Annotated in this window: 12 protein-coding genes; 10 read left to right on the forward strand and 2 right to left on the reverse strand. The window is 56.2% G+C overall.

The annotated features are described in order from the left end of the window. Positions 1 to 28 precede the first annotated feature (28 nt). From mutL to V6N04_RS17095, 3 genes are all read left to right on the forward strand, one after another. Positions 29 to 1,891, forward strand: a complete 1,863-nt coding sequence (gene mutL, locus V6N04_RS17085) for a DNA mismatch repair endonuclease MutL (protein ID WP_371171409.1) — start codon at positions 29 to 31, stop codon at positions 1,889 to 1,891. Continuing rightward, on the forward strand, positions 1,888 to 3,117 hold the full coding sequence (locus V6N04_RS17090) for a DNA recombination protein RmuC (RefSeq protein ID WP_371171410.1): 1,230 nt from the start codon (positions 1,888 to 1,890) through the stop codon (positions 3,115 to 3,117). Before mutL ends, V6N04_RS17090 begins: the two co-directional genes overlap by 4 nt. 94 nt (positions 3,118 to 3,211) lie before the next feature. After that, positions 3,212 to 3,646 (forward strand): hypothetical protein, encoded by a 435-nt coding sequence (locus V6N04_RS17095; RefSeq protein ID WP_371171411.1) that lies wholly within the window; start codon positions 3,212 to 3,214, stop codon positions 3,644 to 3,646. A gap of 164 nt (positions 3,647 to 3,810) precedes the next feature. Here the strand turns inward: V6N04_RS17095 and V6N04_RS17100 are convergent, their stop codons facing one another. Both V6N04_RS17100 and V6N04_RS17105 read right to left on the reverse strand, forming a co-directional pair. Continuing rightward, a complete protein-coding gene (locus tag V6N04_RS17100) occupies positions 3,811 to 4,512 on the reverse strand; it encodes a response regulator transcription factor (protein WP_371171412.1) in 702 nt (233 codons plus the stop codon). Next, entirely contained in the window at positions 4,509 to 6,431 is a 1,923-nt protein-coding gene (locus tag V6N04_RS17105; protein ID WP_371171413.1) for a hybrid sensor histidine kinase/response regulator, read from the reverse strand. The genes V6N04_RS17100 and V6N04_RS17105 overlap by 4 nt, the downstream gene beginning before the upstream one ends. Before the next feature lie 218 nt (positions 6,432 to 6,649). Between V6N04_RS17105 and V6N04_RS17110 the strand changes: the two genes are divergently transcribed. From V6N04_RS17110 to V6N04_RS17140, 7 genes are all read left to right on the forward strand, one after another. After that, positions 6,650 to 8,815, forward strand: a complete 2,166-nt coding sequence (locus tag V6N04_RS17110) for an AMP-binding protein (RefSeq protein ID WP_371171414.1) — start codon at positions 6,650 to 6,652, stop codon at positions 8,813 to 8,815. A 2-nt stretch (positions 8,816 to 8,817) separates the two neighbouring features. Further along, positions 8,818 to 9,651 carry an ABC transporter ATP-binding protein gene (locus V6N04_RS17115; protein WP_371171433.1) on the forward strand — a complete coding sequence of 278 codons (834 nt, stop codon included), beginning with the start codon at positions 8,818 to 8,820 and terminating at the stop codon, positions 9,649 to 9,651. A gap of 10 nt (positions 9,652 to 9,661) precedes the next feature. After that, positions 9,662 to 10,648, forward strand: a complete 987-nt coding sequence (locus V6N04_RS17120; protein WP_371171415.1) for a branched-chain amino acid ABC transporter permease — start codon at positions 9,662 to 9,664, stop codon at positions 10,646 to 10,648. Positions 10,649 to 10,651: 3 nt separating this feature from the next. After that, complete coding sequence (locus V6N04_RS17125; protein WP_371171416.1) at positions 10,652 to 11,728, forward strand: branched-chain amino acid ABC transporter permease; 1,077 nt, start codon at positions 10,652 to 10,654, stop codon at positions 11,726 to 11,728. Positions 11,729 to 11,838: 110 nt separating this feature from the next. Further along, positions 11,839 to 13,125 (forward strand): ABC transporter substrate-binding protein, encoded by a 1,287-nt coding sequence (locus tag V6N04_RS17130; RefSeq protein ID WP_371171417.1) that lies wholly within the window; start codon positions 11,839 to 11,841, stop codon positions 13,123 to 13,125. A gap of 68 nt (positions 13,126 to 13,193) precedes the next feature. Next, entirely contained in the window at positions 13,194 to 14,030 is an 837-nt protein-coding gene (locus V6N04_RS17135; protein WP_371171418.1) for an ABC transporter ATP-binding protein, read from the forward strand. Positions 14,031 to 14,099: 69 nt separating this feature from the next. Further along, a complete protein-coding gene (locus V6N04_RS17140) occupies positions 14,100 to 15,299 on the forward strand; it encodes a phenylacetate--CoA ligase family protein (RefSeq protein WP_371171419.1) in 1,200 nt (399 codons plus the stop codon). The last annotated feature ends 25 nt before the right edge of the window (positions 15,300 to 15,324 follow it).

The raw sequence follows: 15,324 nt of genomic DNA on the forward strand, positions 1-15,324 counted from the left end.
CGGCGCTGTGTATGCTAAGTTTTGTGGTATGCCCGAGGATAACCCCCAAATAAGCCCGGAACACCCGGTGCTCCGTCCCGTTATCCGCCAATTGGATGACGCTGCAATCAATCGGATTGCGGCGGGCGAAGTGGTGGAACGGCCCGCCTCCGTCGTGAAAGAACTGGTCGAAAATGCAATAGATGCAGGTGCCACACGGATCGAGGTTGCCTATGCCGATGGTGGTAAAACGCTGATCCGTGTGACGGACAATGGCTGTGGCATTGCGCCTGATGATTTGCCGTTGGCCCTATCACGTCATGCGACCTCGAAGATCGACGGATCGGACCTGCTTGATATCAGCACGTTTGGGTTCCGGGGTGAGGCTCTGCCATCGCTCGGAGCGGTGGGTCGGTTGACCATCACGTCGCGCGCATCAGGATTTGATGCGGCCACGATCCGTGTCGCCGGAGGTGAAACAAGTGCTGTGAAACCAGCGGCGTTGTCGGCGGGCACGGTGGTCGAGCTTCGTGATCTGTTTTACGCAACACCTGCCCGACTGAAGTTCATGCGAACGGACCGGGCCGAGGCGCAGGCCATCTCGGATGTGATAAAGCGCCTTGCGATGGCCGAGCCGCATATTGGTTTCACACTGCGCGATGTCTCGGGCGGCGGCGAGGGGCGTGTGACCTTCAGGGCAGATCCTGAAACTGGCGATATGTTTGATGCGCTATCCGGGAGGCTGGGATCGATCCTTGGGCGCGACTTTACCGAAAACGCGATCCCGATTGATGCAGAGCGTGAAGGTCTGCGTCTGACCGGATATGCGGCTCTGCCCACGTATTCGCGCGGGGCTGCGGTCGCGCAGTTTCTGTTCGTCAATGGCCGTCCCGTGAAAGACAAACTGCTGACCGGCGCGCTTCGGGCCGCCTATTTTGATTTCCTGAGCCGGGATAGGCATCCGGCGGCGGCGTTGTTCATTTCTTGTGACCCACATCTAGTCGATGTGAATGTGCATCCCGCGAAATCCGAGGTTCGGTTTCGCGATCCCGGTATTGCACGCGGCCTGATCGTTTCGGGCTTGCGGCATGCGCTGGCAAATGCGGGGCACCGGGCTTCGACCACTGTGGCCGGGGCGACTTTGGGTGCGATGCGACCCGAACCAACGCAGCCGCGCGTATATCAGATGGACCGACCGAATCCGGGTGCTGTGCAGCAGGCCTATGCGGCACAGGCTCCCACGATGGATGCACCGGGATTTGCCGAGATGTCTGCTCCATCGGCCCGTTTCGACCCGGTGGTTGAGGCAGAACAGGAAACCCCGCAAGAGGCTCTGCCGCTGGGGGTTGCACGCGCGCAGGTGCATGAAAACTATATCATCGCGCAGACTGAAACCGGGATGGTGATCGTCGATCAACACGCGGCGCATGAACGGTTGGTTTATGAACGGCTCAAGCACCAGATGGCAGAGAACGGGGTCGCGCGTCAGGCGCTTTTGATCCCTGAGATTGTGGAACTTTCTGCCGGGGATGTGGCGCGCTTGCTGGATGTATCGGACGACCTTGCGACCATGGGGCTTGTCATCGAACCTTTCGGAGGCGACGCGGTTGCCGTGCGCGAAACTCCGGCCATTCTGGGCGAGATCAACGCCACCGACATGATCAAAGACGTACTGGACGAGTTAGCCGATTTGGGCGACAGCAACATGGTGCAAGCCAAAATCGAGGCTGTCTTGTCCCGCGTCGCCTGCCATGGCTCGATCCGGTCTGGCCGCTGGATGCGGCCTGAAGAAATGAACGCCCTTCTGCGCGAGATGGAGGCCACGCCCCATTCCGGCCAGTGCAATCACGGGCGACCCACCTATGTCGAACTAAGGCTTGCTGATATCGAAAGGCTGTTTGGGCGCACATGATCCAGATCGGTGAAATAACCTACGACCTGTCTGACCCGCTGGTGCTGCTGACCCTCGGGGGTATCGTGCTTGCGGTATTGATGTTCATCCTGCTGGTCGTCGTATTGCGCCGGGCTGGGCGCTCGGCTCAAGTGAACGAAGACCTTGCGCGCCAGATGGGCGGGCTGGGGCAAGCGGTGCAAGTTCTTGGGGCTGGGCAGGATCAGCTTTCAGGTGGGCTGCGCACCGTGTCCGACGCGCAGGCAACGGGCCAAACACAGGTTTTGCAGGCGATGGAGACCCGACTGGCCCACGTACAACAGCAAATGAATGATCGCCTACACGACAACGCAATGAAGTCCGCCCGCGCGATGTCCGAGTTGCAGGATCGCATGAGGGAAAGCCTGCAAGGCAACTCGGTGAAGACCACCGAAAGCCTGACGCAGTTGCAAGAGCGTCTGGCGGTGATCGACAAGGCACAGGACAATATCACACGGCTGTCCGGCGATGTGTTGAGCCTGCAGGACATTCTGTCGAACAAGCAAACGCGTGGAGCGTTTGGGGAAATTCAGCTGAATGATATTGTGTCGAAAGCGCTGCCCGCCGACAGCTACTCGCTGCAGGCAACACTTTCTAACGGCAAGCGCGCGGATTGTTTGATTGATCTACCGAACCCTCCGGGCGCGATTGTAATTGACTCAAAATTCCCGCTCGAGGCCTACGAGGCCTTGCGCAAAGCTGACACTCAATATGAATTGAACGAGGCTGCCAAGGCGATGAAGGTCGCCGTGAAGGGGCATATCAAGGCGATATCCGAAAAGTACATCATCGAGGGCGAAACCGCTGATGGTGCGTTGATGTTTCTGCCGTCGGAAGCTGTCTATGCTGAACTTCACGCCAATTTCCCTGAATTGGTCCGCGAAGGGTTCGAGGCACGCGTCTGGATCGTTTCGCCCACCACCTGCATGGCCACGCTGAACACTATGCGGGCGATTTTGAAAGATGCACGGATGCGCGAACAGGCCGGAGAAATCCGCAAGATGCTGAAGAACCTGCATCGGGATGTGGAGCTTGTGGTGGAGCGCGCAGGCAAGCTGGAAAGCCACTTCGATCAGGCGCGTCGTGATGTTGAAGGGATTACGACTGCTGCCGAACGCGCAGGCAAACGCGCCGCTCGACTGGATAACTTCGATTTTGAGGAATTGTCCGATGGTGCCGAAAACGTGGTGCCGATCGGGAAAGGGTAGAGACAAGCGCTGTGCAAACGCGACGCGTCGGGCGGTTACCCTCCACCGCTACTGGGTGGGCGATTTTACGACTCAAAATTGTCACCGATACTGTTTGAATACTGGCGCGTCGCTTGAATATCAGCAACACTCTATTTTCATGATAAAGTCCAGCGGGGTGGTGAATTTGAATCTGAGATATGAAAAAATTCCGGCGCTCAGTGCTGATCAAATCGAATCAGGTCTATTTGGAGCGGGTATGCCAAAAGAAGGGCAAGGCCATCTGGTTTATGCCGCAGTCTACAATCTGGACGAAGCAGCGGTTGTGCGCATCCTAAGGAGAGTTTTGACCGAGAGGGAAGTAGACATTCAGCTGCTGGCGTTGGACGCAATTGAAGCATTTATGCAATCGCGAAGAACTGTTTTTGGTGCTAAGGACTTGAAAATCTCGGTGGGTAAGTTCGCAACCGAGAATCCTGAGTATGCCGGAGTTGCAGCAAGCACTCTGGCGGCAATATCTGAGTTTGAAGAGATGTTTACGTTATCATAGATGCCCAGAACCAAGACTAAGCCGATCGCCACCCCCGCTGCATCCATAACTGTTTATGCCCAATTGTCGACGAACACGTGGGGTGGTAGCGGTTTGAACACTGCCAAAGATACCGTTGGGCAGCCGAAACGCGCGTGTCTTGCCGGCATTCGTCGCACATAGCGCTACCCCCAACTCACATCCCCCAAGAAGATGTACCCCGCCCCATAGATCGTCTTAATCAGCCGCGGGTTTTTTGGGTCTTCTTTCAGCTTAGTGCGCAGGCGCGAGATGCGGACGTCCATGGCGCGGTCAAAGCTTTCACCAGCAACGCCGCCAAGAGTTTCCTGCATTTGCGCGCGAGAGATCAGGCGTTTGGGGGCGTCAAGGAACAGGCGAAGAACCTCGCCTTCGGCATGAGAGAATGCCGTTTCCTCTCCGGTTTCGTCTTCCAGCATGTACCGGTCAAAATGGGCGATCCAACCGTTGAATGTGGCTGTCTGAGACAGTTTCGGGCCGGGTTTTTGTTCGCGTAGGCGGGCGCGGACGCGGGCGACCACCTCGGCTGGTTCAAAGGGTTTGACGATGTAGTCATCCGCCCCCAATTCCAGTCCGGTCACTCTGTCTTGGACCTGTACTCTGCCTGAAATGATGATGATCGACGCCCCGCTTTCCAACGCCAATCGGTGAACCAAGGTCAGGCCGTCGCGATCCGGCAAACCCAGATCGACAAGGCACACGTCGGGTGACATGGTGTTTAGGGCGGCCTCGAACTCGGTTGCACGGGCGAAGCTTGCCGTGCGAAATCCGGCGTCCTCTAAGGCATCCGACAGCATCCGGCGGATTTCAGGTTCGTCATCCAGAATAGCAACCAGTGGCTGGTTCATGCGGATACCTCGTTGGACAGGAAAGTGGCGAGTTCACCTGACGTGAACGGCTTTGACAGCACCGGAAAACCGGCCTTGGCGCGGCGGGGATCGTCTGCGGGCAGGGAGGTCATGACGAGCATTGGCACGGATAGGTCATCCTTTTTCAGATTTTTCAAAAGCTGAGGACCTGTCTGCACGCCCTCAAGGACAATGTCGCTTAGGATTAGACCCAAGCCATCAAGATTGGCCAACGCACGGGCTTCCTCTGCCGAGGTTGCCTCGATCACCTGATGCCCCATATCGGTCAACATCTCGCGCACCGACATGCGAATATCTTCGTTGTCTTCCACCAACAGCACCAGCCTTGGCGAGATCGGGTGCATGGGTTTGCGCAACGGCAGCCGGATCGAGACAACCGCCCCCCCAATGTCAGCGGCATTGAACAGTTTGATTTGGCCGCCCGCAACCTTGGTCTGATCATAGACCATGGACAGCCCCAACCCCGATCCCTCGCCGCCTTTTGTAGTGAAAAACGGATCAAGGGCATGTTCCAGCGCATCGGGGTGAAAACCGGGACCGGTGTCGGTCACGCGGAACTCGACCCAGGTTTCGCGAATGGGCCGGGCGGTCAGATGGATGGTGCCGGGGGCCGTGCCGATGGCGTGACTTGCGTTGAGGATTAGGTTCAAAAGTCCGTCCTGCACCGCGCCCGCATCCAGAATAACAGGGTCATCAAGATCAGTTACGTCGATGAGCAGCTCGGTGCTTTCGGGTAAAGTTGGGCGGGCAAGTGTCTCTAACCCCTTCATCATGTCTGGCACATCGGTCGGCTCGAAATGCAGCTCTCGCCGGCCCGAGATTGATGCGATGCGATCTAAAAGCGTGCCACCGCGTCTGACAGCGGCGGTCGTGGCCGCGACCATTTCCTGCGCATTGTCTCCCAACGGCATCCGGGCGAGCTTACTTTGCAATCCCAGAATAATGGTCAGAAGGTTGGAAAAATCATGGGCAACGCCCGATGTAAGCTGCGCTGCGAGTTCGCGTTTGCGGGTCTGGGCCAGCGCGGCGCGGGCCTGCGCCTCTTCGGTGACATCCATCGACAGGATGTAGACGCCCGAGATACCGTCCTCGGTCGGATCTGGTGTCAGCGCCACCCGGATCCTGCGCCCTGATCCATCATGCGAAAACTCGAATACGCTGGGCACACCATCGAAAGCGCGGGCGAAGTACGGCGCGATATGCCTGTAGGCTTCATCGCCTAGGGCCTGACTGGCATGAAGCCCGATCAGGTCACTGGGGCGCCCAGGTATTACCGACCCTAAACGCCTGTTTGAAAATGTATATTTTCGGCCATGATCAATCCGAGCGATATGGGCAGGCATCATTTCAGCGGTCAGGCGGGTGCGGCTTTCCATCTCGGTCAGCTCGCGCTTGGTTTCTTCCAGCGCCGTGTTGGCCGAGGCTAGCGCGCGGTTGGTTTGGGTCAGCTCCTCGGTATACCCCAAAACCTGATCTGACAGTTCTTCTGAACGGGCACGCAAAAGCGCCTCTTGCCGTTTGATTGGGGTGATATCCGTATAGACCGTGACCCACCCGCCTTGCGACAGCGGATGCCCTTCGACCGAGATGACGCGTCCGTTGGCGCGGGTGCGCTCCATGTAATGTGGCTCGAAGGCTTTCGCCTGTTCAACACGGGACTGCACGAAGGCATCGATGTCATCAACGGCACCATAATCACCGCGTTTCGCTAAAAAGCTGATGGTGTCAGAAAATTGTGCACCGGGGGCAAGCAGGTGGTCAGGCAGACCGAACATTTCCTGAAACTGGCGGTTTCCAACAACCAGTTGCAACTTGCGATCATAGATCGAAAGAGCCTGTTGGATAAGGTTCAAACCGGCCTGAGTCAGCGCTGCAATTTCTGATGAATCCTGTACCAACAGATCGTCCCCTCCGTGTCATTCGCTAGCACCTGTGCTGGCGTATGAAAAGGGATTTGGCATCACGGGAGGTGTGAGGTTGCCCGGTGTAACAATTCGTTAGGTTTGGGAAAAAGTACCGAAACCTTTGACGGCGAAATTTTTTAGGTCAGGGTGATCGGGCAAGATTCGCTCTGCATATGGGCAACGTCGGCCGAAAACGACGGTGGGAGGACAACTTGTCACAAAAATTAGCCGCTCAGGGCGAATTTGGCTCGGTTCCAGCGCTGCTTGCGCGGAACGTGAAAGAATACGGGGATCGCCCGGCCTATCGGGAAAAAGAATTCGGTATCTGGCAAAGCTGGACCTGGGCCGAAGCTGCCGAGGAAATCCAGAATCTCGCGCTGGGGCTTTTGGCGCTAGGCATTGATCGCGGGGATCACGTCGCCATCATTGGGCGCAACCGTCCGGCGCACTATTGGGCCATGGTTGCGGCGCAAAAGGTTGGTGCCGTGCCCGTGCCGCTTTACCAAGATGCGGTTGTCGAAGAGATGGAATACGTGCTGGACCATTGTGGCGCACGTTTCGTGATCTGCGGCGATCAGGAGCAGGTCGACAAGGTGATCGAAGTCCAGGACAAGATCCACCACATCGAGCATGTTTTGTACTACGATAAACGTGGTTTGCGGAAATACGACCACAGCCACCTGCACTGGTATCATGACATTCAGGAAGAAGGCCGCGTGGCCCATGCGCGTCTGGAAGACGAGATGGCAAAACGCGAGACCGAGCTGACTTACGACAGCAAATGCGTGATGCTTTACACATCAGGTACCACTGGGCGCCCGAAGGGTGTGGTTCTGTCCAATCGCAATATCATCGAAAGCGCTAAGAATACCTCGGAGTTCGACAACCTTGGTGTGAACGAAGACATTCTGGCATACCTGCCGATGGCTTGGGTTGGTGACTTCATCTTCTCGCTTGGTCAGGCGATGTGGACCGGTTTCTGTGTGAACTGCCCGGAAAGCGCTGACACGATGATGACCGACCTTCGCGAGGTTGGACCAACGTATTACTTTGCGCCGCCGCGTGTTTTCGAAACCCAGCTGACCAACGTTATGATCCGCATGGAAGACAGTGGCGATCTGAAATACGCCTTGTTTCACCACTTCATGGATTTTGCCAAGAACGGTGCTGGCGAGAAATTCGGCATGCCACGCCGCAAAGTTACAACGCAGAAAAAGACGCTGGAGCAGAAATTGCGCCACGGGTTCCGCTATGCGCTGGGTGTCGGGTTTGCCGCGGAAACCATCATTGAGAACTCGATCCGGTTGATCTTTGCGAAACTACGCCACGGCAAGAACGCCCGACAACACTTCAAGGCCAAAGACCCGCTGGGTCTGCGCATCTACCGTGGTAAGGCGTACGAGTACTTCAAGTATCGTTGCGGCGATGTGCTGGTCTACGGTCCCTTGAAAGACACGCTGGGATTTGGCCGCATCCGCGTGGGCTATACTGCTGGTGAAGCCATCGGTCCCGAAATTTTCGAGTTCTATCGCTCGATGGGGATCAACCTGAAACAGCTTTATGGTCAGACCGAAGCGACTGTGTTTATCACGGTTCAGCCAGATGGCGAAGTGCGCAACGACACTGTCGGTGTGCCTGCACCCGGGGTTGAACTGCGCATCGAAGACAATGGAGAGATTTTCTATCGCAGCCCCGGCACGTTTGTTGAGTATTACAACAACCCGGAAAGCACCGCTGACACCAAAGACGCCGAAGGTTGGGTGGCCACCGGCGACGCCGGGTTCTTTGACAAGAAGAACGGTCACCTTCGGATCATTGACCGCGCCAAAGACGTGGGAAAAATGGCTGATGGTCGGATGTTTGCCCCGAAATATGTCGAGAACAAACTGAAGTTCTATCCCGATATTCTTGAGGCCGTCGTGTTCGGTAACGAACGCAACATGTGTACCGCGTTCATCAATATCGACCTGACCGCAGTCGGCAACTGGGCCGAGCGGAACAACGTAGCCTACGCATCCTATCAGGAACTCGCTGGACACCCTGACGTTCTGTCGACCATTCAAGAGCATGTCGAAACGGTAAACCGCTCGATAGCCGAGGACGAGATGCTGTCAGGCTGCCAAATCCATCGCTTTTTGATCTTGCATAAAGAGCTGGATGCAGATGACGGCGAAATGACCCGGACCCGCAAGGTACGCCGTCGGATCGTCGAAGAGAAATACGCCCCGCTGATCGAAGCGCTCTATAGCGGTAAGTCGGACCAATATATCGAGACCGAAGTAACCTACGAGGATGGTCGCAAAGGATCGATTAACGCCACGCTGGAAATCCGCGATGCGGCAGTGGTCGGCAATGCACAGGAGATGGCGGCAGAATGACGATGACGACCGACATAAGCGCCGACAGCCCCGACAGCTACGTCACTGCAGATGGCCGCACAATCGGCGGTGTGGTGCTGGATTTGCGCAACATTACGTTGCGGTTCGGGGGCGTGGTGGCCATTCAGGACATCAGCTTTGATATCCGCGCAGGTGAAATACGCGCCATTATTGGACCAAATGGGGCTGGAAAGTCCTCGATGCTGAATGTCATCTCGGGTTTTTACAAACCACAGGAAGGCGAAGTTTGGTTCCACGGCAAAAAACGCCCACCCATGCGGCCCTATCAGGTGGCGCAGCAGGGATTGGCCCGAACGTTCCAGAATATCGCGCTGTTTGATGGGATGTCGGTGCTCGACAACATCATGACCGGGCGGTTGAACAAGATGAAAGCCAACCTGTTTCAGCAAGCCATCTGGAAGGGCAAAGCTGAACGCGAAGAGATTGAGAACCGCGAGAAGGTTGAGAAAGTCATCGACTTTCTTGAGATCCAGCATATCCGCAAAACGCCCGTCGGACGTCTGCCCTACGGCCTTAAAAAGCGCGTCGAACTGGCGCGCGCCTTGGCTGCGGAACCAGAGCTTTTGCTTTTGGACGAACCCATGGCGGGCATGAACGTCGAGGAAAAAGAGGACATGTCCCGCTTTATCCTCGACATGAATGATGAATTTGGCACCACCATTGCCTTGATCGAACACGACATGGGCGTGGTCATGGACCTGTCCGACCGCGTGGTCGTGATGGACTACGGTAAGAAAATTGGGGACGGCACACCGGACGAGGTGCGCAACAACCAAGCAGTGATCGACGCCTATCTCGGCGTGTCGCACGACTAAGGGGAAGATCATGCCTGAACAACTGCTATTTGCGATTGAAGTTACCCTGAACGGCCTGATGGCCGGGGTGCTTTATGCGCTTGTCGCGCTGGGGTTTGTCTTGATCTTCAAGGCCTCTGGCATTTTCAACTATGCACAAGGTGTGATGGCGCTGTTTGCCGCGCTCACACTGGTAGGGATCCAGCAGGGGCAAATTCCCTTTGCTCACTTGATCAACGCAATATTTGGCACCGAGATACACCACTTTCCGTGGCATGTGCCCTCGATCATCGCGATCATTTTGGCCGCTGCCGTTATGGTGCTGTTTGCTTGGCTGGTCGAGAAGTTCGTTCTACAGCACCTGATCGGTCAACCGGATATTATCCTGTTCATGGCAACCATCGGGCTTGCCTATTTCATGGAGGGTTTCGGCGACATCATGTGGGGGTCCGAGATCAAGAAGCTTGATGTGGGACTGCCGCAGGGGATCAATCTGGCCATCGACGAAACAACATATAATTGGTTCGGTTATGGGTTCTTCATCGACAACCTGGACATTGTGGCAACAGTGATTGCCGCCCTTCTGGTGATCGCTTTGACGATCTTCTCGCAATACTCCAAACAAGGTCGCGCATTGCGGGCGGTGGCAGACGACCACTCGGCCGCGCTGTCGGTCGGCATCTCGCTGCGTTTCATCTGGGTGCTGGTCTGGTCGATCGCGGGCTTCGTGGCTCTGGTTGCGGGCATCATGTGGGGGGCAAAATCGGGGGTTCAGTTCTCTTTGTCACTGATCGCTCTGAAGGCGCTACCGGTCCTGATGTTGGGCGGCTTCACCTCGATCCCCGGCGCAATCATTGGTGGTCTGATCATTGGGGTCGGCGAGCAATTGTTCGAGTTTCTAATCGGACCCTTGATTGGCGGTGCGACCCAGAACTGGTTTGCCTATGTGCTGGCACTTATCTTCCTGATCTTCAGGCCCCAAGGCCTGTTTGGCGAAAAAATCATCGAGAGGGTCTGATCAATGTTTTACCGCGAAGCCGGTGACTTCAAAACGTCCTACCGTGACGACAACCAGACCTTCCCGATCAAGCTGGATCGGATGGGCTACTATATCCTGATGATCGTTGCCTTCTGTGTGGTCCCGTTCTTTATCAATGACTACTGGGTAAACTCGGTGGCTGCGCCGTTCTTGATTTACGCCATCGCCGCGCTGGGTCTGAATATTCTGACCGGTTATGCAGGGCAAGTGTCACTGGGTACAGGGGGCTTCATGGCTGTCGGTGCATACTCGGTCTATAAGCTGATGGTGGCATTCCCCGAGGTCTCTATCGTGATCCACGTTCTGCTGGCGGGCGGCATCACCGCCTGTGTTGGCGTCCTGTTTGGTTTGCCGTCGCTTCGGATTAAGGGGTTCTATTTGGCCGTGGCCACGCTTGCCGCGCAATTCTTCCTTGTGTGGGTCTTTAACAAGGTGCCGTGGTTCTACAATTACTCTGCATCAGGCCAGATCAACGCACCTGAACGCAGTGTCTTTGGCATCATTGTCACCGGTCCACACACCGAGGCTTGGGCGAAGTACCTTATTTGCCTGGTCTTCGTGGTTGTGTTGGCTTGGGTGGCCCGCAACCTGACGCGTGGCATGATGGGCCGCAAATGGATGGGTATCCGCGATATGGACATCGCGGCCGAGATCATCGGGGTCAATCCGCTGATGGCGAAACTGACAGCCTTCGCGGTTTCGTCCTTCTTCGTGGGCGTCGCCGGAGCTCTGTTCTTTGCCGTCTATTTGGGCGCAGCTGAGGCAGGTGAGGCGTTCGGGATCGAAAAATCGTTCCGCGTTCTCTTTATGATTATTATCGGTGGGCTCGGCTCGATTTTCGGGTCGTTTGCAGGCGCGGCATTCATGGTCTTGATGCCTGTTTTGTTGAAGAACGTTTTGGTTGGCGGTCTTGGATGGCCGACCGATCTGGCAGCGCATTTAGAGTTCATGATCGTTGGCGGCTTGATCGTGATCTTTCTGATCCTCGAGCCGCACGGGCTGGCGCAACTCTGGCGTCTGACCAAAGAAAAGCTGCGTTTGTGGCCCTTCCCGCACTAGGGCCCGCGCATTCAACCGATCTTCGGGGCCAGAGAGGAACTGGTTCAGACGGTCAAAGCAACGTGACCCAAAATCGGGCACATCAATTTGCTAATCTAGGGAGGAAGCAAATGAAATATTCGAAACTTGCAGCGGCCAGTGTTACGGCCCTGATGGTGGCAACACCTGTTCTTGCAGACCTTGTGTTCCCATCGCTGAGCTACCGGACCGGCCCTTATGCTGCTGGCGGTATTCCGTATGCTGATGGCTATGCCGACTACTTTACCTTGCTGAACGAACGCGATGGCGGCATCGGCGGTGTTGCCGCCAAAGTCATCGAGTGCGAGACTGGCTATAACACCGAGAAAGGTGTTGAGTGTTATGAGGCCACCAAAGGCGAAGGTGCGTTGGTCTATAACCCGCTTTCGACAGGCATCACCTATCAGCTGATCCCCAAAGTGACTGCGGACAACATTCCGCTCTACACTCCGGGTTACGGACGGACTTCGGCGGCGAATGGTAAGGTGTTTGCCAACGTCTTCAACTTCCCGGCTAACTACTGGAATGCGGCGTCTCTGGCCGTGAACCACTTGCTGGATGCTAGCGGCGGCGACTTGAAGGGCAAGAAGGTTGCGCTGGTCTATCACAACTCGGCATACGGCAAAGAGCCAATCCGCACCCTTGAAGGTCTGGCCGAAAAGTATGGCTTCGATCTGACCTTGATCCCCGTCGATCACCCCGGGCAGGAACAGAAAGCCCAGTGGCTTCAGATTCGCCGCGAAAAACCTGACTTCGTTCTGATGTGGGGCTGGGGCGTGATGAACCAGGTTGCCATTCAGGAAGCCGCAAACATCCGTTTCCCAATGGAAAACTTTGTGGGTGTTTGGTGGTCAGGTGGTGACCATGACGTTCAGCCCGCCGGTGATGCAGCCAATGGCTATAAAGCTGTCACCTTTCATGCAGTTGGTGACGATTACCCAGTGTTTGACGACATTCGCAAGCATGTTGTGGATACCGGCAAAGCCGCTGGCGATGGCTCCAACATCGGGAAAGCGATCTACAACCGTGGTGTTTATGCCGCGATGTTGATGGCGGAAGCTGCCAAGAAGGCACAAGAGATCCACGGCACTGACCAGATCACGCCTGCGATGATGCGGGACGGTATGGAAGCGCTTGAGATTTCGGACGAGCGTATGGCCGAGTTGGGCATGGGTGGTTTCGGACCAAGCTTCAGCGTGAGCTGTGAGAACCACGGCGGCCCCGGCACCGGTGCGATCCAGCAATGGGACGCGGCCGCAGGTGAGTGGAAGCTAATTTCTGATTTCGGTGATTCCGATATGGAAGTGATTCAGCCGCTGATCGACGAAGACTCGGCCGCCTATGCTGCCGAAAACAACATCGCGGAACGCTGTAACTAAGCGGGATGCTTTCGCCCGGGCCAAACGGTCCGGGCGAAACCCACAACGAATTCGAACTGGATGCCCACATGCTGGACGCTGCAAAGACCCCCGATCAGACCGCTGAGACCTTGCTTGAGGTCAACAATATCGAGGTGATCTACAATCACGTGATCCTTGTGTTGAAAGGCGTCAGTCTGATGGTGCCCAAAGGGGGCATTACGGCCATCTTGGGGGGTAACGGCGCAGGTAAGACGACCACTCTGAAGGCCATTTCCAACCTGCTTCAATCCGAGCGGGGAGAGGTCACAAAGGGCACAATCCTGCACAAGAACGATGATGTCGCCGAGTTGAACCCGTCGGCTCTTGTAAAGCGCGGCGTCATTCAAGTGATGGAAGGACGGCACTGCTTTGAGCACCTGACCGTCGAAGAAAACTTGCTGACCGGGGCGTATACGCGTGCAGATGGCAAGGCCGAGATCGCGAAAGACCTCGACTTGGTTTACACCTATTTCCCGCGTCTGAAGGAGCGCCGCAAATCGCAGGCGGGCTATACGTCAGGCGGTGAACAACAGATGGTCGCAATGGGCCGCGCGCTTATGTCTCGGCCCGAGATGATCTTGCTGGACGAGCCATCGATGGGGTTGGCACCGCAGCTTGTTGAACAAATTTTCGAAATCGTAAAACGGTTGAATGAAGAGCAAGGCGTGACCTTCCTTCTTGCCGAGCAGAACACCAACGTGGCCCTGCGATACGCCCATTACGGCTACATTCTCGAGAACGGACGCGTTGTGATGGACGGACCGGCAGCTGAGCTGCGTGAAAACCCGGATGTTAAAGAATTCTATCTCGGCATGTCAGATGAAGGCCGTAAGAGCTTTCGTGACGTGCGTTCGTATCGTCGCCGCAAACGCTGGTTGGCGTGATCCTGTACACGATCCGAGATTAATAGTTGAACCCGCCGGGCTGACGCCCGCGAAGACAAGAGGCCACTCATGTCCAAGTATTTTGACGCGCTTGAAACCCGATCCGAAGACGAACGCACGAGCGACCTGATTAGCGGTTTGCGGGCGCAGATTATCCGTGCAAGGCAGGGAAAGGACGCGTGCAATTTGGATGGCCCCGACATCACGTCGCTGTCCGATCTGGCAAGGTACCCAGTCCTGCGAAAATCTGATCTGACCAAGTGGCAAAAGGCACAACCGCCCTTTGGGGGCTTTGCGGTCAAGAAACCTGCGCATGTGTTCCAATCCCCCGGACCCATTTATGAACCCGGTGGTATCAGCCATGACTGGTGGCGCATGGGGCGCTTTCTTCATGCGTGTGGTATCGGCGAAAACGACATCGTGCAGAACTGTTTTGGCTATCACTTGACGCCTGCTGGGATGATCTTTGAAAATGGCGCGCGGGCTGTGGGGGCTTCGGTTCTACCGGCGGGCGTCGGCCAAACAGAGCTTCAGGTGCGTGCTGCGGCGGACATAGGCACCACTGCTTATGCAGGGACGCCGGATTATCTGAAAGTGATCCTAGATCGTGCGGATGCGGACGGGGTGGCATTGAAGATCACAAAGGCCGCAGTCGGCGGCGGCGCTCTTTTTCCGAGCCTGAGGCAGGAGTATGCAGATCGCGGTGTGACCTGCCTGCAAAGCTATGCGACCGCTGATCTGGGCAACATCGCCTATGAAAGCGACGCGATGGAGGGCATGATTATCGACGAAGGCGTTATTGTAGAGATTGTTCGCCCCGGTACCGGTGATCTTGTTGAGGCCGGCGAGGTTGGCGAGGTGGTGGTGACCACGCTCAACCCGGACTACCCGCTGATCCGTTTCGCGACTGGTGATTTGTCCGCGGTGTTGCCTGGCCAAAGTTCCTGTGGCCGAACCAACATGCGGATCAAAGGTTGGATGGGCCGTGCGGATCAAACCGCGAAAATCAAAGGTATGTTTGTCCGTCCCGAGCAGGTCGCCGATTTCGTCGCCAAGCATTCCGAGATTTCGAAAGCGCGGGTTATCGCGACGCGCGACGGAGAGATGGACGCGATGACCGTACAAATCGAAAGCGACGCGACCGACCCTGCGCTCTATGCTAAATCTGTCGCCGAGTCTCTGAAGCTCAAGGGCAACATAGAGATTGTAGCTTTGGGCAGTCTACCGAACGATGGCATCGTCATTGATGATCAACGGGTGTATGAGTGAGCTCCTCACACCTTTGGGGAACTGA

The sequence above is a fragment of the Aliiroseovarius conchicola genome (assembly GCF_041403445.1).
GTDB lineage: Bacteria > Pseudomonadota > Alphaproteobacteria > Rhodobacterales > Rhodobacteraceae > Aliiroseovarius > Aliiroseovarius conchicola.

Bases quoted from the DNA above. Each gene is read 5' to 3' on its own strand.
- mutL (WP_371171409.1), top strand. From the start codon at position 29: ATGCCCGAGGATAACCCCCAAATAAGCCCGGAACACCCGGTGCTCCGT.
- V6N04_RS17115 (WP_371171433.1), top strand. From the start codon at position 8,818: ATGACGACCGACATAAGCGCCGACAGCCCCGACAGCTACGTCACTGCA.
- V6N04_RS17100 (WP_371171412.1), bottom strand. From the start codon at position 4,512: ATGAACCAGCCACTGGTTGCTATTCTGGATGACGAACCTGAAATCCGC.
- V6N04_RS17135 (WP_371171418.1), top strand. From the start codon at position 13,194: ATGCTGGACGCTGCAAAGACCCCCGATCAGACCGCTGAGACCTTGCTT.
- V6N04_RS17140 (WP_371171419.1), top strand. From the start codon at position 14,100: ATGTCCAAGTATTTTGACGCGCTTGAAACCCGATCCGAAGACGAACGC.
- V6N04_RS17125 (WP_371171416.1), top strand. From the start codon at position 10,652: ATGTTTTACCGCGAAGCCGGTGACTTCAAAACGTCCTACCGTGACGAC.
- V6N04_RS17090 (WP_371171410.1), top strand. From the start codon at position 1,888: ATGATCCAGATCGGTGAAATAACCTACGACCTGTCTGACCCGCTGGTG.
- V6N04_RS17130 (WP_371171417.1), top strand. From the start codon at position 11,839: ATGAAATATTCGAAACTTGCAGCGGCCAGTGTTACGGCCCTGATGGTG.
- V6N04_RS17120 (WP_371171415.1), top strand. From the start codon at position 9,662: ATGCCTGAACAACTGCTATTTGCGATTGAAGTTACCCTGAACGGCCTG.